The following is a 21,134-nucleotide window of genomic DNA, read 5'->3' on the forward strand; positions in this document are numbered from 1 at the left end:
ATAGAGGAGTGTCAACTATTTTCACGGGGATCGCGATATGGCTTAGTCTTTAGGCGAAACATTTGTGTCATAGTTTTGTAACTACCATTAGGCTACAAGGTAAGCGACTATGCTCGGGAGCGTCTTAGGGACAACCAAAATTTTAGGAGTGATGGGGTTTCCCGTCAGCCACAGTCTTTCACCTGTAATGCACAATGCAGCGATCGCATCAATGGGACTGGATTATGTATATGTACCATTCCCGATCCCTGTTGATGATCTGCCTGCGGCGATCGCAGGACTAAAAGCAATTCAATCAGTCCAAGGATTTAACCTCACAATTCCCCACAAGGTTGAAGTAATCCCCTTGCTTGATGAAGTCTTACCGATCGCCCAATCCGTTGGCGCAGTCAATACAGTTAAGCGGATTGGCGATCGTTGGGTTGGCACAAATACTGATGTGGCTGGCTTCCTAGAACCTCTTAAGCAAATTAACTGTGATTGGTCACAAATGCCCGCCGTGATCCTTGGTAGTGGTGGTGCAGCGAAGGCAGTCGTGGCAGCTTGTTTAGAACTTGGTTGCCCCGTAATCCATGTGCTAGGACGCGATCCTAAAAAGCTCAAAAAATTTCACGGCACAATGACCAGTCAACTGCGCGATTACAATCTGCGGGTACATCCTTGGGCATCTCTTCCCCATTTACTAGAAGTAGCAGGCATCGTGATCAATGCTACGCCTATCGGAATGGCGCATGATCCACATACACCAATTTCCGAAGCAGAGATGGCAATCTTACCTAACCATGCGATCGCCTATGACCTGATTTATACTCCTCGCCCTACCAAATTTTTACAGATTGCTGAGGCAAGGGGCATAAAAGCGATCGATGGTTTAGAAATGCTAATTAATCAGGGAGCGATCGCCCTTGAATGGTGGCTTGATCAACCAGTTCCTATTCAAATCATGCGTCAAGCACTAATTCATCATCTAACTTAATTTTTCAAGTAGTTTCAAATGATTTGTGAGAATATGCCTCAACGCAACAAATTTTCATAAATCATTTAGTCCCACAAGTAAAGAAGGGGTATCAGAGTGAGATTTACATGGATAAAAGATTTTGCGAAATCACTTTAGTGATATTTGTATTATTTTTTAGGTGCGTTGATTACAAGAGAACCTGAAGAATTATCTCAAACAATTATTCATCAAAGTGCTTTAAGAATCTATGTTGTAGATCTTTAAAGTGTTTTAACAACTAACAAATATAACTTTTATATAACTTTTGTATTACTTTGCGGACAAGAAATTTAAATTAGGCAGTGCTATATTGACGCTTATTCAAATAAAACCTAATTTACGATTTTTTTAGCTCTAATCTAATATCTTTGTGTAAATTATATCTAGCAATACCATGTAAACCTAAATTATTGCTTAAGACATAGGATATTAGAGAATTACAAGGAAATTAGAGACATACTCTCAAAATATAGCTAAGACTTTCTAATTTAAGGTTTCTATAAAAATAAGCAAAGGAATTACTAGTCATGAATAACACTAAGTTATTTGTATCAACAGTTGGTTTGTTTACTATTTCCCTCTCAGCGATCGCTAAGCCTGCTGAAGCTGCCTACCTGACTTATTTTGGTCAGGATCTAGGACAAGGTGAAAGTGTTAGACTTAGTTCTACTCCAAATTCCAATGCTGCCAGAAACAATTTCTTCTCAAATTTGGTTGGCGTTGGTACAGAAACATTTGAATCCCAAACTACTGGAGCCTCTGCGCCAATTGCTGTTGCCTTCGGATCTGATACTGCAACTATCACTGGTAATGGCAACATTAGGTCAGTCGCCTCTGGAACAAATGGTGCTGGTCGCTACCCAATTTCTGGCAACAAATTCTACGAGGTTTCAGGACCTTTTACCCTTACCTTTAACACAGCTCAAGCTGCCTTCGGTTTCTATGGAGTTGATATCGGTGACTTCAATGGTCAAGTTACATTGAACTTCACAAAAGCAGGCGGTGGAAATCAACTATTTACCGTTCCGAATACCGCAACTCTAGGTGGTGGTGTGCTCTACTTTGGTGTAATTGGCACAGATCCTAGCGATCAATTTACCTCGGTCACATTTGGTAATACATCTGGTGGTACTGATGTCTTCGCATTTGATAATTTCAGTATCGGTAGACAAGAACAAATTCGTCGTCCTGTACCCGTTCCCGGTTTTATCGCAGGTATTGCCTTAGCCGCAGGTGTTTTGGGTGGCAAGCAACTCAGAAAGCGTAAGAATCAAGTTCACCAAATTCAAGCATAGTTAACTTTTGGGTCTTGTCCTTAAATAAAAGATGGACTGCTTTGCAGTCAATTACCTAGAGGGTTGTGTCCCTGCCGAAGGCAGGGACACAACCCTCTTTACATCTCTTGCTTGAAAAGGGCTATATATAGCTGCCGTTGTTTTGGTTAGAACAATAAGAAGAGAAAGGCGGCGCGAAGCGCCGCCTTTCTCTTCTTATGAGATTAGGCAATTTTTGACTGTTTCCATTTCCAAATGATGCCTGAGAGAGAATTGGTAAGAACATGGGCAACGATCGCTGATAGGAGATTGCCTGTATACATTGTCACCGCACCAAGCATCATGCCCACAGCGATCGCCCAAACTGTGTAGGACAGATGCTTGGCACTTGCCATATGTAGCGCCCCAAAGACAACACTAGTAATGATTAAAGCAACTCCATTCATACCAAGGGCAGGCAGAGCTACACCACGAAAAAGCATTTCTTCGCTAAGTCCTGGTAATAAACCTAACCAAACTAGATCGATTGGTTCTAATGGCTTAAGCACCATTTCTAAATATTCTTGAGCGGCAAGACGATAGCTTTCCCATATTTCGTAAATTAAACTACTGAGTAAAGCTACTCCTAAGCCAATTCCCAAACCGATCGCACCATGTTCGGGTTGCCAGTAAAGTGGAACCATGGGGATACCCGTTAAGTAAACCCAACCTTTGGAAATTCCTAAGAAGATAATCGCAGTAACTGCCATCGCAATAAGGACTTGTGATCGCGATAAAGCTTCGTTTTTTTTATCTTGATTTTGCTTAGGAGCCTGTGAGAATAGAGACATAGCAGCCTGATTAGAATGGTGGTTTGAGATGAAAGGCAATGGAAACTTATTTAAGCAATCGCAGAGTCTGAAAATTTAGTTCAGATTAGTTCAGAGGTCGTTAAGCAAGACTGGAAATAATTTCGACGAGACGATCAAGGTCAGCGATAGAAGTCAGGTAATGCACCGAAGCTCTTAGACAATCTGGTTCGGGCAGGGCTCGGATAAAAATTTGATACTCCGATTCTAAATGTTTAGCAATTAGTGCATGATTTTTTTGGGCGATCGCACTTTTAGCGAGTTCTCTATTTATTTGAAAGGAAATTAATCCCGACTCTGGTGGTAGTTGGCGCACACAGTTAATGTGGGGCAAATCATTTAGTTGTTGCCATAAAATTTGGCTTAGTTCACAAATTCGCCTATAGCGTTGTTGTTGCGTTCCCCAACTATTAGAATGGGCGATCGCAATCCTTAGAGCCTCGTAAAGGGTGTAGGTCGAGCTAGCCACCTCAAACTTAGCTCCATCCTGTTTCCATTGCGGAATTGGCAGTTTACCCGTCAATCCTCGCCAACCAACAAATACAGGCTCAATTTGATCAAAGATTTCAGGACGAATATATAGCGCACCTAATCCAAGAGGTGCACACCACCATTTATGGTTTGTAAAAGCATAGAAATCCGCTTCCATCTCCGCAAGATTGAGGGGAAGCACACCCACTGACTGAGCCGCATCAACAGCAACTAAGACATTGTGAGCATGGCAAGCTTTGGCGATCGCTTGTAATGGCAAAACCTGTCCTGTATTCCAACAGACATGGCTAAGCATCACCATGCGGGTCTGTGGTTGCAAATGCTGTATCAATAAATCAACTACTTCGCCGCTATCTTTACCCTCAGCGCTTGCATTACGAGTATTGCTTAAGGGAAAATAATCGATTTCAATACCAAAGCGCTTTTGAATCTGGACAGCGCTGGCAATAATTCCAGGATGTTCGCAGTCTGATAGCAATAGGCGATCGCCTTTTTGCCAATCTACCGCCCACAGTGCAATATTGCAGCCGACAGTAGTATTTTCTGTGAGGGTGATTGTCTTCGGGCTGACTTGTAATTCTTGGGCGATCGCAGTTTTAGTCGCATCATATTCGGACATCATCCAATCGCCTGCGGCATTGGAAAAACAACCAAGCTCCTCAATCTGGTGGAAATTGCGCGTGATGGACTCTAGAGCTGCTTCACATAAAACGCCTTGTCCACCATAGTTAAAGTAAGTACGATTTTTAACTCCTAAAGCAGGGAAATGCGATCGATGTGCGAACAAAGCCCGTTCGCGATCGCGCTCTAAAGTATCAGAATTTAGACTATTAGAAAGTGCTGCTGAAGAAATCAAAACCAACTCCTGCCAACAAATAACTCTTACTCAGCTATTCATTATTCTATCGTTATTTGCAGCCATCTAAAAAAACAAGGTACTAGTAACTAGTCGGGCATAAGTAAACCTAAAACCCCAAGCGTTGTGTTACAGTCTATGTGGGCGACACAACGCTTGGACTTTGGTTTATAGCTATGATGATCTAATTAAACAAGCTTCTTAGACTAAGATATAAGCTTTGTCTTTTAGTTGTATCGTTCCATTCCTAAGCAAGTAAGCAAAAAACTGACATAGATGGATTTTGATTGTTCAGATCAGTCGATTTCAGTGGAATATATATAAATACTGAATTAGCGATCGCCGAAATCTATTGCCACATTGAGTTTTAAAGATGAATAGGGCATTATTCTTAGATATCGCTCTTGCAGGAAAAAATAATGATAGCTGGGTTTAAAGATGTGACGGCAAACCCCATCAAAAAACTGAAATTTTTACCCTACACTCTGGTGGGGATAGCTGCCTTTACACTTAATGCCAATCCTGACACAAATATCTATTTGCAAATTTACATAACTCTACTTGAAGCCAAACTGGGAATAGTCTTGGTATATTTATTGAGCAAGAAACTGGGACAGCTTAGTAAAGGAAACGATTCTGAGTCATGATTTGCTCTCATTAGACTCTCGTAAAATCTAAATTTTCTTGAGCATTTAGCAAAATTAAAAAGAAAAAAGAACAAATAAGGGAAACGATTATGAAAAATAGGACTAGTGCCATTCTTTGGTGTTTCTTCTTAGGGGCATTTGGCGCACATAAATTTTATCTTGGACAAAGTGGCTGGGGAATTGTTTATCTACTATTTTTTTGGACTGGGATTCCATCCCTAGCCGCATTTGTGGAATTCATTATGCTGTTAGTGATGAGTGATGACGAATTTAACCGTAGATTTAATGGTGGTAATGCCCCACAAACTAATCCATCCGTCAAAGATTCAACATCTGCCCTCAGCGATCTCAAGAGACTTTATGATGAAGGTGTGATCACTGCTGAGGAGTACGAAGAAAAAAGGAAGAAGCTGCTTAAGAATATTTAGCTTTTAGCCATTAGCTTTTAGCTTTTAATTATTAATAACTCGTAATAACTTTGATTGCTATGTCTCAACCTTCATGGTTTGATCAAATACCAGCATGGGTTTGGTGCTCTTGTGTCCCAGTCTTTGGTGGTGGGGCGATCGCTTATGCTGGTGTAAAATCTGGCTCCAATCTCTGGATTGGTATTGGGGCAGCCTTTGTTGCTGTCATATTTCTACCAATTCCCGATGAAGCAATCATGGTTGCTTGGATTGCTCAAATCGCCACTGCTTTTGCGCTTAAACGGAGTTATTTAATTAAAACTTATCCCAAAGATCTAGCATTACCTGAAGATGCCAATCTATTTGGAGCGATCGCTGCAAATCGTCCCAAGATTGACATTAACACCTGTTCTAAAAATGACATGGTCAATACTTTGGGATTACCGATTGTCTATGCCAATGATATTGAATCCTTACGCAATGAAGGACATATCTTCACTAGCATAGAGGAACTCCATGACATTATCGAAATTCCTAATGCCACCCTCAGAAAAATTGAGCCAATGATCACGTTTAGCTATGACTATCGCCAAGAGGCAGGTTATTCATGGAAGCGGATTAACTCTATGAATGTAGATGATTTGATTGGCTTAGGCATAGAACCAAATGCTGCGAAAGTGATCGCTGAAGAGCGTCAACGTCGTGGAGACTTTAAATCAATTATGGATATCAAAAGGCGTACTGGCATCCCTTTTAGTGCCTATCGTCATCTTACCTAAACACACTGAAAATTTCCATTCCACCAGATTCATCAGAGAGGGCTATCATGTCAATTTTCAAAATGTCTCTGAAAGAAAGCTTAGCGAAACATAAGCTATGGTTAGATAGTCACGGGGAGAATGGGCAGCGTTTTAGTGCGGCTGGCGCAAACTTTGAAAAGACAGATCTCATTCAAGCAAATCTCCGTAAAGCCAACCTCAGTGGGGCAAATCTTAGCAAGGCTAATCTCAGTGGCGCAAATTTGCATGAAGCCACATTGTTTGGGGCAAAATTGAGGGGAGCAAATCTCAATGATGCAGATCTGAGTTCAGCTTTGTTGAGTGGTGCAGAATTGCAAAATGCCAATCTCCAAAGAGCAATTCTGACCGAGGCACTACTTTGTGAGGCTGATTTAACAGGTGCAGATCTTAATCATGCAAATCTACACAAGGCAAATCTTAGTTTAGGAATACCTGAATTTGTCAAAGCTAAAAATATTCAATCGCTATTACTGGGGAACACAGTTCCATCTCTAGTTGCCAATCAAACAAATCTTGAAGAAGCAAACTTGAGTGGAGCTAATCTTAGTGAAGCTAATCTAGACTTTGCGAACCTCTTTGCGGCGAATCTCGAAGGAGCCAATCTGACTAAAGCTAAGCTCTTCGCTGTAAATCTTAGTAAAGCAAATCTATTGAGAGCAAATTTATCTGGAGCAGATTTATTTCAAGTTAAAGCTTTAGCAACTAACTTTAGTTTTGCGAATCTGACTGATGCTTGTATTGAAGGCTGGGCAATTGATTCAGGTACTAATTTTGATCAGGTAATTTGTGATTCTATCTATTTGAAGCATGTTCTTAGGAGCTTGCCTGATTATATTCTCAGGAGATATAGCGATCGCCGTCCTTTTAATCCTAAAACTAGGTTTGCTCAAGGGGATTTGGCAAAATTAGTAAGTAAAGAAAATGCGATCGCAGAATTAGAAGATCGAGGTTCAGATCTGTTACAGCAATATCTTCTCATCGAAGAAATTCATCAGATCTTTGGAGAGTTATCTGAGCAATATGCTCAACGCTATGCTGATGCTTCAGAAAGCGATCGCCAAACTATTCTCAAATTAGAAATTAAATATCAACTAAGGAGAAATCCAGCCTTTAGGGAGCGTTTATTGGATGCCCTCAATTCACAGAATCAAGAATTAAATAAACTCCTAGCGAATAATACGTTTGTTCAGGTTCCCCCAGAGCTTTTGCAAAGCTGGATTTAGGTTTACTAACTTCAGGATTTAATTATTAGAGATAGTGCCTTTTTGATAGAGTTCTGTGAGTTCACGCAAAAAGCTCAGGCTTTGTCTACCAGTCATCGAGATAGGCGAAAAAGTCTCTGAACTCGAATATTTTAGAATAATGTTGCGAAGCTGTGGTTGACTATCCATTTGCACTACCTTCATCGACCAAAGTCCAAAATCACGGTGTTCAATTTCTGAAAACTCGATTAATTCTGCATTGACATGGCGCTTATCTAGCAAAATGCGATTATAGGTCTGACTGACTACCCGCCGACTGCCCTCTAATACCTGCAAAAACATCCCATCACCGAAACTCAACATTCCTGTAATGCCTACTGTTCTATTGTTCTGTTCTGACTTTTCTAAGATATTTACCAAGTCGGGATATTCTAGTCCTGCGATCGCCTGACTAACATAAATTAAGCGATAGAGAGCCATAGATTAATACATACGCCAAGTTTATGTATATCAGACTACCAAACATCGTAGACAATTCATCGGCAATCTTTTGAGGGGTGATCAATCCACTTAGAAGTTTTTTGAATATTTGTACATAAATCTATCCTTTTTTTATAAATCAACGTGAGTTCGACGAACTAAAAGATGGCAGGAGGAAGAGCAGGCAAGCCTTTAGGCTGAAGATCTAAAGCAGGTTTAGACTGGCGATAGGTATAGGCAACTAAGCCAGCAAGAAGATTAACGAGAAAATTGAAAAAGCTGCGATGACGAGAATGCTCAATCTGAGAAATGTTCTTGAGTTGGTCATTGACGGACTCAATAATTGCGCGCTTGCAAAGCAGAATTTTGTCAATCAACTTGACCAGACAGTTTTTCATATTTTTCTTGCGCTTGGTAATCAGTTGCAAACCTTGTTCATAGAGCTTTTCAAACAACTTTTGGGAGATATAACCACGGTCACCAAACAATTGACCAAAGAGGTCTTGAGCCATCTCAGGCACAGGTTCACGGTCATCGACATTGGCTGGTGTGAGTTTGAAAGCAAGCAATTCCCCTTTGTCATTAATAATCAAATGTAGTTTGAAACCAAAGTGCCATCCGACTGAGTTTTTGCCCCAATTGACCATTCCTTTAAATACTTTGTGAGCGTGGGCGTGGCAAGGGACACAGACATTTATTGGCGTGGAGTCAATGAATGATATCCCTGTCACTTCTCCTTTACGGGTATGGAGAAAGCAACATAACAACATCATTGTCCAAGGCATTAGCTCGACAAAACGGGTGTAGCTTACTAAGTGCGGAAAAGCTTTTCGCCAAAACGGTATTACAGTTAGGGTATAGAACTCTTTGAAGGTTTTATATCCTGACCCATGAAAGGCGATCTCTATCGTCATCACTTCACTCAGTCTCATTCTGGAACGACTTTTTCTTTCTCCTATCATTGATGGCAACATTGGTTGCTCTTCCCAGTGTTTTTCAAAACTTTGGCAAAAATCATCTACTTCACAGAAGATTCGTGTGATATCTAAGTGCGATACGATATTGTTCATATTGCTGAGACCTTTTTTGCTTCAAACCTAGTCTCAGCTTTTCTTTTGCTTCTGTCTACTCCGTCGAACTCACGTTAATATGGTTGCAGAATTTATAGATTGTGGTGGGAATGCTCTGCCCCTACAGGAGGATTGGTGGTGATAGGTAACAAAAGTTCTGGAAGGCGATTATGTAGTAGAAATAGGATTGTAACGATTTCTTGATATTGGACTGTAATGCTTATTCGCTAAAGTTCATAAGTCATTGCTAGAGAAAAAATCGCTCTAAGAGAGAAGAGATAACCATTAAGCAAATCATCGTACCCACCATCCCCACTACCTTTATAAAATCTCAACATCTTTGGAAAGCTTGCTAGAAGAGAATCTTGTGTATTTTTTGTGTCATTAATAAATTCAGTATGCGTCCTCCAGTTGTCTCTTTGTGGATGATACCAACCAACTTTTGACGCAAATTTTTTAAACACCTTATGATCAAATTTGCCGATTTCGCCGCCACAGTCTAGCCAGAGCTTTTTCTGAATGCTAAAGCCAAACTTGCTATTACTGTAATGCACCCACAACTGATCGATCGTCCGCAAATCTTCGCAAGGGAAAGCCTCAATCTTCTCACTATCTAGACAACCCTCTTTTTCCCGATAAGCAAACTGATGTATCAATTTAGCAGTCAGTTCATCCGCTTTGCGCCATTCCTGCGACTTTAGCAATTTCTCCAACTCACGATAATCAATCCCCTTCGCACTCACCAATTCTACAGGATTTTTCTTGACCTCTGGAACAGGCGGCGCTACAGATTTTTTACTACCCTGATCGCTAAATCTTTCCTTTAATTGCGAATTAGGAATAGATTGCTTATTAGCCAAACGCTGAAAAGCATTAATCACCTTTATATCCGTTCCACCAGATGCCACATTTATCCGCATCCATAACTGAAAAGCCAGAGTAAAATCTTCTTCAATTTCCGCTTGGAGCGCATGTTCTCTTAGTAAAGCAATATCAGTAAGATTGGCAAACTTCGGCAACAGAATGTAATGCAACTTAGTTTCAGGTTCAACCACAACGTAAGGAGTTTGTGCATAATTCTTGTACCTTTGCGTCAACTTTGGTACACGAAATTTCAAATAATTAGCAAAACGTTCTACTGTCGCACAATTCCCCTCACCCTGAATCCGCAAAGCCTCCAGCAACACATTTGTAAAAGCCCCTTGCCCAATCTCATCAATCTCATAGGAAACCTGTGACGGACTACAAGAAAAGAACGTGATTACACCTTGCTGCTTCTCCTCACCGATGCCCATACCTGCATTCTTCGCACCATCACTGCGACAAGCATCGATCAACATCACCACATTGTCCGCCCCACTCCGCCGCAAACGATCTGTAATACTTGACAAGGGAATTGTTGTCTTGGAAGCAATGCTGAGACTGAAATCAATTGGCAAAAGGCAATCTCTGCCTTCATAGGGCATTCCATGACCGCTAAAGTAGAACCACAGCGTATCACCTGACTCTAGGAATGGAGTTTCAAAACTTTCCGTAAAAAAAGTTTCAAGATTGCTGTAGGTTGGTTGGGTATCCCTGCCCCAAACATCGCATGGAGAATCGTCAGAAAAAAAGTACAAATTTTCAGGGCTAACCTGCAAATCCTGCATGAAAAAATCACGCATCTTCTCAGCATCGCTTTTGGCATACTTTAGAGGCTGGATTTTTTTGTAATTATTAATCCCGACGACCACCGCGAAATTTCTTGCCATACCTTTAAACAGACTCCGAAGGCTGAGATTTTTTAGGTAACTCTGCTCGCTTAAATTTTAACTCGATCGCCCCTTTTCCAGAGGTTTCAATCCCCGTACCCAAGAGCTTAATTTCACCCTTAGCAGAAATGTCAACCGCCAATTTGATCTCATCTAGTTGTAGCCCTGCTTGGGGATCAATTTGTTTTTGAGCATCAGCAAAGACTCGACCAATCACCCGCACAAACTGGGACATCTGCGCCGCCAAGTTCTCCGCTTTCACCCGACTTTCTTTAATCGCTTCCCCTGATACTGTTGCTGCTGAGCGTGGGTTAGCGGGACTGAAAGCAACTGTCTTTTGCCCAGATTGAGATTCTTGGCGATCGCTAGCGGTCACGATCCACAGTTCCTCATCACTCCAATCTTGTTCCTGCATTTTTGCCTCTAGACTGCATATTTCTAGCAATTATGCATTATTTTCTCATATTTGATAAGTAATCATGCAGCCGATACCAACAGTCAGTAGCTATCGGGTTATTACCAAATTTCCTCAAGGCTCAATACAAACTCAGGTAATACATCTTCCCCAGAGAGAGAACTCGGATTTTGTAAAACTTCCTTAGGCTTCCCAATACGATAGATTTCCACTTCGCGATCTTTGCGATTAATCAGCCAGCCAAGCCTTGCGCCATTGTCTTGATATTCCTGCATCTTCGCTTGCGTGACCTTCAAGTTATCACTAGGAGACATTAACTCAATCACAAAATCTGGACAAATTGGCGCAAATCGCGATCGCTGTTCGGTCGTTAAAGCTTCCCATCGCTCTTTCAAGATCCATGAGGCATCAGGAGAGCGATCGCTACCATTAGGAAGTTTAAAACCTGTGGACGAGCCAAAAGTAACGCCTAACTTAGTCTGGCGATTCCAAATTCCTAAATCGGTGGTGATGCTAGCACTACGCATCCCTGTTTCGCCACCCTCTGGAGCCATGACGGTAATATCTCCTTGAGCATTGCGCTCGAATCTGAGGTCACTATTTTTGCGACAAAGTTGAAAGAACTGTTCATCGGTAAGATCGATGACAGACTCTAGGCTGATTGTTAAAGCGTTCATAGTTCTCAGTAAGGGTTTGAGCCTACATTCCGATTTTATCACAAGCGCTGAGTCATGTTTTTGAAAGCCCACCTGCGGTGGGCTTTCAAAAACAATTTTGGCGTTAACACCAAAATCAGTTACATAATGAGAATTGCGGATCGCGATATAATCATTTATAGATAGAAAAACTTTAGTAAAACTCATGGTAATGTCTCCCTACGGTTCTTGGAAATCACCGATTAGTTCTGATTTGATTGTTTCTAGTAGTATTCGCCTCGGCGCGATCGCCATTGATAGTGGTTATGTCTATTGGAATGAGGGCAGACCGACGGAAGGGGGGCGCAATGTGATTATGCGCTATGACAGCGAAGGCAACTATCGCGAGATGACTCCTGCCAGCTTAAACGTGCGATCGCTAGTGCATGAATATGGCGGCGGCGAATATTTGGTAGATGATGGAAGGATTTATTTCTCGAACTTTAGCGATCGCTGTATCTATCGTAAAGTTGGTGGCGGCTCCTGCAAACCTTTAACCACTGAGAGTGCTTATCGTTATGCAGATTTTGTGTGGAATCGGCTCTATGGCAAATTAATTTGCGTGCGCGAAGACCATACCGCAGGTGGCGAACCGATTAATACCTTAGTGGCGGTAAATAACAGCAATGGGGAAGATATTCAAGTATTAGTTGCGGGTGCAGATTTCTATGCTTCGCCATGCTTAAATCCTATGGGCGATAAGCTAGCATGGATTAGTTGGCATCATCCGAATATGCCTTGGGATGGAACGGAACTATGGGTTGCGGATCTAGTAGAAACGGAAGTAGGTGTTATCTCCGTTCAGAATCCGCAATTAGTGGCTGGTGGTGAACAGGAATCGATCTTTCAGCCGCGCTGGTCGCCCGATGGCAATCTCTATTTTGTCAGTGATCGCACGGGTTGGTGGAATCTCTATCGCGCCGCAGAGGATCTGACAATTCAAGCCCTTGCGCCAATGGAAGCAGAATTTGGCTTACCGCAATGGGTTTTCGGGATGTCAACCTATGACTTTACAGGCGATGGTAAAATCCTCTGCTCCTATACACAGCATGGTAAATCCCATTTAGCAATTCTCGATCCTGCGAATCTTGAAGCAGGTTTACAAGAGATTGCATTACCATTTACTTCCATTTCAGGCATCCAGTGCGAAGGCGATCGCGCTGTCTTTCATGGTGGCTCAACAACGGAACCAACAGCGATCGTGTTGCTAGATATCACCAAGGGAACTTGGCAAAAAGTGCGGGTTGCTTCTGATTTGCAGCTTGATCCCGACTATATTTCGGCGGCTCAGCCTGTGGAATTTCCAACAGAAAATGGAAAGACGGCTCATGGTTTATTCTATCTACCCAAAAACAAAGACTTTCAAGCAGAACCTAATGAGAAACCACCACTACTAGTCAAAAGTCACGGAGGTCCCACCGCATCTACTTCAGGCCGTTTGAGCCTTGGCATTCAATATTGGACGAGCCGAGGCTTTGCGGTGCTAGATGTCAACTATAGCGGCAGCACAGGCTACGGGCGCGAATATCGCGATCGCCTCAAGGGTAATTGGGGCATTGTCGATGTCGATGATTGCGCCAATGGGGCAAAATTCCTTGCGGACAAGGGTTTAGTCGATGGCGATCGCTTAGCAATTTCGGGCGGTAGTGCGGGCGGCTATACCACCCTTTGCGCCTTGACCTTCCGTGACGATTTCAAGGCAGGGGCAAGTCATTACGGCATTTGCGATCTCGAAGCTCTAGCCACCGACACCCATAAATTTGAATCTCACTATCTCGATAGTTTGATCGGCAAATATCCCGAACAAAAGGACTTATATATTCAGCGATCGCCCATTCATTTCACCGATAAGCTATCCTGCGCGATCGCCTTTTTCCAAGGCTTAGAAGATAAAGTTGTCCCTCCCAATCAAGCGGAAATGATGGTGGAGGCTTTACGCAAGAAAGGTTTACCCGTTGCCTATGTTCCCTTTGAAGGTGAGCAACACGGCTTCCGTAAAGCCGAAAATATCAAACGCGCCCTCGATGGGGAGTTCTATTTCTATTCCCAGATCTTTGGATTTACTCCTGCGGATGAGATCGAAGCGATCACGATCGAAAACAAGTAGATAAATACGGGCAAAGCCCGTATTTATCTACTTAGTAGTCAACAGTTCTTTTTGAAATAAGAATGACAAGGGATAGCTCGGATTTGCGGCAAATCCGAGAATGCCGCGATCGCGATGTTCGTAAATTAATGCGCCTTGGGTATCAAATAGAAATGTCGCCCCACGCTGAGTCATGTATGAGGCATCAGGCACATAAGCGTTCCAATTGCCTAGAACTTCTGCCATATTTCGTAAGCGTAGTGTGGCAAGCTCAAAAGGACGCTGAAAACCTGAACCGCCAGCCCACTTAAAAAAAGAACCTTTTAATGGCGGTAATGGTGCGGCTTTGATGACTTCCTCATCAGCGATTAATTGTGGTGCTTTGCGATCGCCTTTATACCCTCGAAACACTTCTTTTAATGTGCCTTGGCTACCAATCCCTGCACACATCAGCATCAGATTGACCCATGCGCTTTGTCCAGAGGATAGCAAGGGAAACTTAGTTGTGAGTCCAGCATAGAGATTTAGCTGTCGATGTAGTTCTCCTGTTTTATCCATAAACATCCAGTTAGGATCAAATTCTGTAAATTTACAGAAATATTCTCCTGATTGGCGATCGCCTATGCCTACAGCCCTAACTACAATTCCTTCAGCCTTAATTCTGTCAATTTCTCTTTGAATCCACCAAATATATTCAAGGCTATCGAAGTCGCCTAGTTGAGGTAGTACTAAAATTAATTTGCGCGAGGTTGATGGGCATTTATCAAATATTGAGGCGATCGCGCCATCACTTACCCGTTGTCGTTGAGTCTGATTAAGAATTTCGTAAGTATTCTGCATAGTGTTGATAATTAGGGAGTATTACATTACATTAACCTACCCTATTCGAGATAGGTATCAATTCTGGATAACTAGGAAAGTAAGACATTTCACACCTTCTTGAATTAGTAAAGAATCTGCAACTATCCAAATTAAGGTGTGTTGCATTTTATTAAGATATTTTACGAAATTTATATACAATACACTGACACTAAAAATAGTGATTGTCATAACTTTCAATTCATATCTATCAGACAAATATCTCTTGACTGACTACTAACAAATGACCTGTTTATATACCAAATAGATCACTCATTTTCTGCTTAGCCTTCTCTTTAACTTCAGGAGTAATATAAAAAGTACAGACAGCAATCGCTGCTGCCAGAGCTGCTAGATCATCTCCAAATCCGACAACTGGAACTATATCTGGAATAGCGTCAAAAGGTAGAATAAAGTATGCTAAGGAACCAAATATAATGCTTTTAATTTTGATGGGAACATTAGGTTGTTGTGCTGCATAAAAGAGTAACAAGACTTTCTCTATCACTTCTTTACCTGCAATAAGGGCAAATTTTTTAAGTTTTCTCCAAAAACCTTCTTCTGTATACAAAGACCCATCAACTATAGGTTGTTCAATACTTAGATTTACAAAAAAATCAAGAACTGGAATTTCCTGTTTTGACAATATTGAAGTCGCAGCCTCTTTAGACTTGTTGACTAAATCTTTTGCATTAAGTTTGCTTGCACGGATATTTAACAGTCGTTGCACAAAATTTTGTAATGCCTCAAGCTGACTATTTGTAACATGAAACTTTTCTTTAGCGATACAGATCGCTTTTTCTTCTTCTGGCTTAATTTCTTTGTCTACCCAAGCAACATAGATAAGGTAGAAAAGAAGACCCCAACGTAAACTATCTTCTGCTCCTTGAAGTTCATCTAGACATTTTCCTAGACATGGTGGATGTTGTATATATGACTGAATTTCTTGTTTTGCAGAATCAGAGAGAGCTGTGTAATCTATAGTTTTAAAGATAGCTTGAGATTCCTCAAGAGCTATTTCGCCATCTGCTTTTGCAATTGCAAACAGAGCGCCATAAAAACTTAATTGATGATTTTCAGGTAACTTAGCAGGATGGAAAGAATAGCTCATACTTTAAAAAAATATAAATAAAGATGTGATTTCATTTTTACATTTGGCGAACATATTCTCGCAGTTGTGCTTTTAAACCCTCTGTAATCATTGGAAAATTACTAATTTCTTGGATAATAGAACTTGTTGAAGCACCATTATCCATCAGCTTTTTTACTACAGCTTTCGCGAAAGTTTCTACTCCAACTTTTGCAATCATGCTAGAAACTGATGCAATCAAAGTAAGGACAACTACACCGCCAAGCATACCAAAAGGACCTCCTAAAAGTGCTAAAGATGTTGTTATAGCAACAGCTCCAGCATAAGAAGAAGTTGCAACCAATCCCACTAAAACTAGACCAGAAACTCCCATTCCAGCTAATTTATTTACTAGTTCATCCATATAAAATTTTGAATTGTGAGCTTAGATTAGGCAGATAAATGTAATTTGCAAATTTATTTATATACATATGATTGCCGATATATTCAGTTATTATACATCTAAATATCTTTCTAAATAATCACTTTGTGTGAACTTATACAACGCCTCCATAAATTGCAAGTTTCTCATTACAAATCCATGCCCAAATTTGATCGCCATAGGAGAAATGCCACCATTCATGTGGATGTCTCACAAATCCGCTATGGGTCATTACTTCGTTTAATAATTGGCGATCGCGATGAAACTCCACCGCTTGGGCATTACGGAAACTTGCAAAATAATCTGGTAAAGAGCGATCGCCTTATTTCTCAAGAGTTCTCATTCTAATCTTGTCTTCTTCAATAACACTGAAATGTCCATGCCAGTCATCACGCATGGCAATCACTCTAGAAACTTTTTCAGCTACTGCTGCTCCAGATGGTGCTTTAATCCTAAATAAAATAATGCCAATAGTAGCAGGCAATTTTGAACGAAAAGCCAATTCTCCAAAATCTTTGTCAAAGGTTAAAAGAATGCGATTTTCTACTTGAGCACGATTCAACACTTCGGGGTCAGAGATTCCAGGGGATTCTACTCTAATCCAAGCAACATCATGTCCGTTTTGACGTAACGCTTCAACAGCATCAAAGGGAAAATTTTCGTTAGCAAGGAATCTCATAGATTAAGTAGAAATAGCATAGACTTTTTCGGATTTGAGAGCAGCACTGGCATAGCTGAGACAAGCTTGTATATCCGCAACAGTGATACCTGGATAATTTCGCAGAATTTCTTCAATACTCCAACCCTGTGCCAGAAGATCAATAATAAATTCAACTGCCAGTCTTGTTCCTTTAATAATTGGCTTGCCAACTAAAATATTAGGATTAACAGTAATTCGAGTTTGCCAGTCCATAACTTAAGCTATGTAGTCAACATCATAAATATAGCGTTTCTGTTCGATATAAAGCCAAATAATCTCTACATTTCTCCAAAATATTGAACTATCTAACTCCTCCATAAATTGCGAGTTTCTCATGACTAATCCATGCCCAAATTTGATCGCCATAGGAGAAATGCCACCATTCATTTGGATGCCGCACAAATCCGCTATGATTCATTACTTCATTTAGTAATTGGCGATCGCCATGAAATTCCATCTCTTGCTCATCGCTAGAATTAGCAAAATAATCTGGTAAAGAGCGATCGCTAATTTCATCAATTGGCGAACCCATATCTATAGTTTCAATCCTTCCTACGGAAGAATTGAAACTACACAAGGTCACATCGATCGCTGCACCTGTGCTGTGAGGAGGCGGAGTTTTCGGATCTTGGCTAGGAATTGCCCAAAACTTCATTACTTCGGCATTAAGTGAATTTTTTTGATCTTCAGTAAGCGAATCTATTTCTAAGCCTTTACTTTCTACTAACTGAACAAAGCTATAGTCCACCATAAACTGCTGCACAGGAATCGGACGATAGGCATCAAAAATCGCAATTTTCCAATTAGGTTGAAGGGTTTGCAAATAGACTTGGGATTTTTGCAATCTTTCTAAAATTCCTTGGCGGACAAAAAAAGGAGAGCGATCGCCATATGGTGCGCCTAAAGACATATATGGATGCGGATCGATTGTTATGATGCCAGAGTCGAGATCAGAGGAGAGTGCGACCAGTGGCTCATTACAATCGGCAATGGGAATGTGTTGATAGGGTTTCATAGAAGAGGCGTATTGCTAAATTTGCAAACCGATGACATCATAGTGCCTTCCAAAAAGCTTATTGCCACAAGCTAAAAGCTTTTTGTCAAGAGTCAATACCTAATTGTCAACAGCTATAGCCATATACGGCTTAATCGCTAATAATGAGTAAATACACTTACTGTACAAAAGTTAACAGTTTATCGGATATACTCCGCTAGACTCTTAGCCACGTTAATTCTGATGTGAGGAGGATAAGGCGATCATTTCTACAAACCGTTCAACCAATGCAGGTACAACCAGCACTCTACAGCCAACATTACAGCCTATGCAATCGACGATGGATCTCGGCACAGCTTCACAAATTATTGAGCCATTAGAATCAACCACGCTCGAACTTTCGCAAATGCCACAAATTGAACCCAACGCCCCAGTCCTCCGCATCATCGGTAAAGCCCCTTTATCTGGTCATGTCCCTATTAGCGGCGCAAAAAATTCGATCCTTGCCCTCATGGCAGGCACAATCTTATCCTCCGAAGGCTGCCGTATTCGTAACGTCCCCAACCTCGCTGATGTGCAGCGTATGGGCGATATTCTCGAAACCCTTGGGGTCAAAATTTCTCGCAATGGTGAAGTCCTCGATCTCGACACTAGCAACCTGACCACCAACTCTGCGCCCTACGAATTGGTCAGCAAGATGCGAGCGAGTTTCTTCGCCCTAGGTTCATTACTAGCAAGATTAGGTTCAGCAAGAATGCCTCTCCCCGGAGGCTGTGCGATCGGAGCGCGTCCTGTCGAATTGCATGTGCGTGGTTTACAAGCTTTGGGGGCGGATGTTCAAATTGAGCATGGCATCGTGATCGCCCATGCCAAGAGTCGGAATGGACGTTTGCAAGGTGCAAAAATTTATCTCGATTGCCCCAGCGTTGGTGCGACCGAAACCTTGATGATGGCAGCAACATTAGCCGAAGGTCAAACGATTATTGAAAATGCTGCCCAAGAACCTGAAGTGATCGATCTTGCGGATCTTTGCATTGCGATGGGGGCAAAAATTCATGGTGCTGGCACAAATACCATCATCATTGATGGTGTTGATAGGCTCCATTTTGCTGACTTCACCGCCATTCCCGATCGCATTGAAGCCGCAACTTTTATGGTTGCAGCCGCCATTACGCGATCGACCTTATCAATGTCACCAGTAGTTCCCGCACACCTCACCGCCGCTATTTCTAAATTGCAAGATATCGGTGTGACCGTGCGGATCGATGCCCCCGACACAATCACCGTTATTGGTGGCGATCGCTATCGAGCAGTTGACATTGAAACTCTGCCTTACCCCGGATTTCCTACAGATATGCAAGCGCAGTTCATGGCTTTGCTGACCATCTGCGAAGGTAATGGCGTAGTGACTGAAACTGTATTTGAAAATCGCTTGCAGCACGTTGCGGAACTCAATCGCATGGGTGCAAATATTCGCCTCAAGAATAATGTGGCGGTAGTAACAGGTGTTCCGCAATTGTCGGGCGCTCCAGTTATGGCGACGGATTTACGTGCCTCGGCTGCATTGGTTATCGCGGGACTAGCCGCCGATGGTGAAACCACAGTGATGGGCTTACATCACCTCGATCGCGGTTACGATCGCATCGAAGAGAAGTTACGCAATGTTGGCGCAAAGCTCTACCGCACTACAGAAACAGTAAATGCCTAGATAAAAAAAAGACCGTCCTAATTACTCAGGACGGTCTTTTTTTTATTAGGCGATCGCATTAACTAATTCCGATGATGCGACGATAGATTTCTGTAATGGGAACTTCGATATTGAGGCTAGGTAATGTGATTTTCTGCTCTAGGCGATCGCTTATTTGAAATTGCCATATATCAGCATTCTCAGATCGAGAATAATGCTCAATATATGGCTCTGATTGGCTAATCAATAGATATTCTCTAAGGCTAGAAATGGAGCGATATTTACGAAATTTCTCACCTCGATCATACCCCTGTGTCAATGGTGAGAGAACTTCCACAATCAATATCGGATTGAGAATTTCATCAGTACGATTATCATTAAATTCTGGCTCCCCATTAATCACTAAGGCATCCGCATAGGTTCCGCAGTTAAATTCAGGAATCCAGATCCGCATATCACTACCACAAATTTGAAAATCAGTATCACGCAGATTAATACCCAGAAAAATTATGATATTTGCTGCAATAAGACTATGGGGATGGGAACCACCAGACATAACAAAAATTTCTCCGTTGCGATATTCGAGGCGTTCTTCGGCGGCTTCCGCAAGCGATCGATAATCCTCTAAGGTGACAAATGTTGATTGAGAAGGATCAGCACCATCGGGAGAAATTGTCGATGAGATGGGTTTAACTGGAGCGATAACGGGAGTAGCGACCATGACTGCACCTTTGAGTTAGTCTGTCATAATTATAGTGGTTTTCTAGCGATCGCCCATTACACCATGACTCAAGAGCTAATATGAGATAATCAAAACATGAAATTTGATGTTAAAACACCACTGGGCTTTACTGTCAGGACAACAGACGAATATTGGCAAAAACTTTTAGTCAAACATCCCGATCTCGCAGATTTAGAGGAATTGGTAGAAGCTGCTTTACAGCTACCTGACGAGATTCGAGAAAGTAATCGGGACTCTGATGTGTTTTTGTTTTATTTGCAAAGACGGGAAAGACGTTGGGTAGTAGCAGTAGCCCGTAAATTAAATGGAGATGGTTTTCTAATTACGGCTTATCAAACTGATGCAATTAAGGAAGGTAGACAGCTATGGCACAGATAAAAGTTTTTTATGAACCTAAAATGGAATTGCTAACCGTATTTTGGCAATCTCCTCGCAAGAATCAAATTTGTTCTGAACTGGGTGATGGAATTATTCTGATAAAGGATGCTGATACTGATGAGGCGATCGGGATTGAGTTGCTTTCTTATCACCCTAATGACGATCGCTTTGATGGCGTGTCGGTGGAATTAGGTCAAGCGAATTTTGATATTTCGTAATTTATACATACTTGAGATATCGGTTT

25 protein-coding genes are annotated in these 21,134 nt (G+C 41.7%); 10 read left to right on the forward strand and 15 right to left on the reverse strand.

Annotation, left to right across the window (positions count from 1 at the left end; genetic code table 11):
• Positions 1 to 109: 109 nt before the first annotated feature.
• Together NMG48_RS20920 and NMG48_RS20925 are read left to right on the forward strand one after the other, a co-directional pair.
• Complete coding sequence (locus tag NMG48_RS20920; RefSeq protein WP_271253321.1) at positions 110 to 976, forward strand: shikimate dehydrogenase; 867 nt, start codon at positions 110 to 112, stop codon at positions 974 to 976.
• 548 nt (positions 977 to 1,524) lie between these two features.
• Positions 1,525 to 2,292, forward strand: coding sequence for a PEP-CTERM sorting domain-containing protein (locus NMG48_RS20925; RefSeq protein ID WP_271253322.1), 768 nt, complete (start codon positions 1,525 to 1,527; stop codon positions 2,290 to 2,292).
• Positions 2,293 to 2,495: 203 nt separating this feature from the next.
• Here NMG48_RS20925 and NMG48_RS20930 read toward each other — a convergent pair whose 3' ends face one another.
• Both NMG48_RS20930 and NMG48_RS20935 read right to left on the reverse strand, forming a co-directional pair.
• A complete protein-coding gene (locus tag NMG48_RS20930) occupies positions 2,496 to 3,101 on the reverse strand; it encodes a CPBP family intramembrane glutamic endopeptidase (RefSeq protein WP_271253323.1) in 606 nt (201 codons plus the stop codon).
• A gap of 100 nt (positions 3,102 to 3,201) precedes the next feature.
• Positions 3,202 to 4,467, reverse strand: coding sequence for an aminotransferase class V-fold PLP-dependent enzyme (locus NMG48_RS20935; RefSeq protein ID WP_271253324.1), 1,266 nt, complete (start codon positions 4,465 to 4,467; stop codon positions 3,202 to 3,204).
• Between the two features lie 419 nt (positions 4,468 to 4,886).
• Between NMG48_RS20935 and NMG48_RS20940 the strand changes: the two genes are divergently transcribed.
• The 4 genes from NMG48_RS20940 to NMG48_RS20955 all read left to right on the forward strand — a co-directional run bounded on the left by NMG48_RS20940 (position 4,887) and on the right by NMG48_RS20955 (position 7,544).
• Entirely contained in the window at positions 4,887 to 5,114 is a 228-nt protein-coding gene (locus tag NMG48_RS20940) for a hypothetical protein (protein ID WP_271253325.1), read from the forward strand.
• Between the two features lie 89 nt (positions 5,115 to 5,203).
• A complete protein-coding gene (locus NMG48_RS20945; RefSeq protein ID WP_271253326.1) occupies positions 5,204 to 5,542 on the forward strand; it encodes an NINE protein in 339 nt (112 codons plus the stop codon).
• 59 nt (positions 5,543 to 5,601) lie between these two features.
• Positions 5,602 to 6,300 carry a helix-hairpin-helix domain-containing protein gene (locus NMG48_RS20950; protein WP_271253327.1) on the forward strand — a complete coding sequence of 233 codons (699 nt, stop codon included), beginning with the start codon at positions 5,602 to 5,604 and terminating at the stop codon, positions 6,298 to 6,300.
• 47 nt (positions 6,301 to 6,347) lie between these two features.
• Positions 6,348 to 7,544, forward strand: a complete 1,197-nt coding sequence (locus NMG48_RS20955) for a pentapeptide repeat-containing protein (protein WP_271253328.1) — start codon at positions 6,348 to 6,350, stop codon at positions 7,542 to 7,544.
• A gap of 18 nt (positions 7,545 to 7,562) precedes the next feature.
• Here the strand turns inward: NMG48_RS20955 and NMG48_RS20960 are convergent, their stop codons facing one another.
• The 5 genes from NMG48_RS20960 to NMG48_RS20980 all read right to left on the reverse strand — a co-directional run bounded on the left by NMG48_RS20960 (position 7,563) and on the right by NMG48_RS20980 (position 11,916).
• The gene (locus NMG48_RS20960) at positions 7,563 to 8,003 is read right to left on the reverse strand and encodes a BLUF domain-containing protein (RefSeq protein ID WP_271253329.1); all 441 of its coding nucleotides are present in this window, start codon (positions 8,001 to 8,003) and stop codon (positions 7,563 to 7,565) included.
• A gap of 158 nt (positions 8,004 to 8,161) precedes the next feature.
• Positions 8,162 to 9,073, reverse strand: coding sequence for an IS982 family transposase (locus NMG48_RS20965; protein WP_271253330.1), 912 nt, complete (start codon positions 9,071 to 9,073; stop codon positions 8,162 to 8,164).
• A 227-nt stretch (positions 9,074 to 9,300) separates the two neighbouring features.
• Positions 9,301 to 10,824, reverse strand: coding sequence for a GUN4 domain-containing protein (locus NMG48_RS20970; RefSeq protein ID WP_271253331.1), 1,524 nt, complete (start codon positions 10,822 to 10,824; stop codon positions 9,301 to 9,303).
• 4 nt (positions 10,825 to 10,828) lie between these two features.
• The gene (locus NMG48_RS20975) at positions 10,829 to 11,239 is read right to left on the reverse strand and encodes a Pepco domain-containing protein (protein ID WP_271253332.1); all 411 of its coding nucleotides are present in this window, start codon (positions 11,237 to 11,239) and stop codon (positions 10,829 to 10,831) included.
• Between the two features lie 101 nt (positions 11,240 to 11,340).
• A complete protein-coding gene (locus NMG48_RS20980) occupies positions 11,341 to 11,916 on the reverse strand; it encodes a Uma2 family endonuclease (protein WP_271253333.1) in 576 nt (191 codons plus the stop codon).
• A gap of 184 nt (positions 11,917 to 12,100) precedes the next feature.
• Between NMG48_RS20980 and NMG48_RS20985 the strand changes: the two genes are divergently transcribed.
• Positions 12,101 to 14,041 (forward strand): S9 family peptidase, encoded by a 1,941-nt coding sequence (locus tag NMG48_RS20985; RefSeq protein WP_271253334.1) that lies wholly within the window; start codon positions 12,101 to 12,103, stop codon positions 14,039 to 14,041.
• Between the two features lie 27 nt (positions 14,042 to 14,068).
• On the opposite strand, the gene NMG48_RS20990 is transcribed toward NMG48_RS20985, so the two are convergent.
• The 7 genes from NMG48_RS20990 to NMG48_RS21020 all read right to left on the reverse strand — a co-directional run bounded on the left by NMG48_RS20990 (position 14,069) and on the right by NMG48_RS21020 (position 18,104).
• The gene (locus tag NMG48_RS20990; RefSeq protein ID WP_271253335.1) at positions 14,069 to 14,860 is read right to left on the reverse strand and encodes a peroxiredoxin-like family protein; all 792 of its coding nucleotides are present in this window, start codon (positions 14,858 to 14,860) and stop codon (positions 14,069 to 14,071) included.
• Positions 14,861 to 15,131: 271 nt separating this feature from the next.
• The gene (locus NMG48_RS20995; protein WP_271253336.1) at positions 15,132 to 15,989 is read right to left on the reverse strand and encodes a DUF1232 domain-containing protein; all 858 of its coding nucleotides are present in this window, start codon (positions 15,987 to 15,989) and stop codon (positions 15,132 to 15,134) included.
• Positions 15,990 to 16,026: 37 nt separating this feature from the next.
• Positions 16,027 to 16,371, reverse strand: coding sequence for a hypothetical protein (locus NMG48_RS21000; protein WP_271253337.1), 345 nt, complete (start codon positions 16,369 to 16,371; stop codon positions 16,027 to 16,029).
• A gap of 133 nt (positions 16,372 to 16,504) precedes the next feature.
• Positions 16,505 to 16,621 carry a M15 family metallopeptidase gene (locus tag NMG48_RS21005; RefSeq protein ID WP_271255300.1) on the reverse strand — a complete coding sequence of 39 codons (117 nt, stop codon included), beginning with the start codon at positions 16,619 to 16,621 and terminating at the stop codon, positions 16,505 to 16,507.
• 90 nt (positions 16,622 to 16,711) lie between these two features.
• Positions 16,712 to 17,068, reverse strand: coding sequence for a DUF5615 family PIN-like protein (locus NMG48_RS21010; RefSeq protein WP_271253338.1), 357 nt, complete (start codon positions 17,066 to 17,068; stop codon positions 16,712 to 16,714).
• A 3-nt stretch (positions 17,069 to 17,071) separates the two neighbouring features.
• Positions 17,072 to 17,302, reverse strand: a complete 231-nt coding sequence (locus tag NMG48_RS21015; protein ID WP_271253339.1) for a DUF433 domain-containing protein — start codon at positions 17,300 to 17,302, stop codon at positions 17,072 to 17,074.
• A gap of 88 nt (positions 17,303 to 17,390) precedes the next feature.
• Entirely contained in the window at positions 17,391 to 18,104 is a 714-nt protein-coding gene (locus tag NMG48_RS21020; RefSeq protein WP_271253340.1) for a M15 family metallopeptidase, read from the reverse strand.
• A 307-nt stretch (positions 18,105 to 18,411) separates the two neighbouring features.
• Between NMG48_RS21020 and murA the strand changes: the two genes are divergently transcribed.
• A complete protein-coding gene (gene murA, locus NMG48_RS21025) occupies positions 18,412 to 19,791 on the forward strand; it encodes a UDP-N-acetylglucosamine 1-carboxyvinyltransferase (protein WP_271253341.1) in 1,380 nt (459 codons plus the stop codon).
• A 58-nt stretch (positions 19,792 to 19,849) separates the two neighbouring features.
• On the opposite strand, the gene NMG48_RS21030 is transcribed toward murA, so the two are convergent.
• Positions 19,850 to 20,491, reverse strand: coding sequence for a Uma2 family endonuclease (locus NMG48_RS21030; protein ID WP_271253342.1), 642 nt, complete (start codon positions 20,489 to 20,491; stop codon positions 19,850 to 19,852).
• 96 nt (positions 20,492 to 20,587) lie between these two features.
• Here NMG48_RS21030 and NMG48_RS21035 point away from each other — a divergent pair, with 96 nt between their 5' ends.
• Both NMG48_RS21035 and NMG48_RS21040 read left to right on the forward strand, forming a co-directional pair.
• Complete coding sequence (locus NMG48_RS21035) at positions 20,588 to 20,890, forward strand: hypothetical protein (protein WP_271253343.1); 303 nt, start codon at positions 20,588 to 20,590, stop codon at positions 20,888 to 20,890.
• Positions 20,878 to 21,108, forward strand: coding sequence for a hypothetical protein (locus tag NMG48_RS21040; RefSeq protein WP_271253344.1), 231 nt, complete (start codon positions 20,878 to 20,880; stop codon positions 21,106 to 21,108). The genes NMG48_RS21035 and NMG48_RS21040 overlap by 13 nt, the downstream gene beginning before the upstream one ends.
• Positions 21,109 to 21,134 lie beyond the last annotated feature (26 nt).

This window comes from Pseudanabaena sp. Chao 1811, from assembly GCF_027942295.1.
GTDB lineage: Bacteria > Cyanobacteriota > Cyanobacteriia > Pseudanabaenales > Pseudanabaenaceae > Pseudanabaena.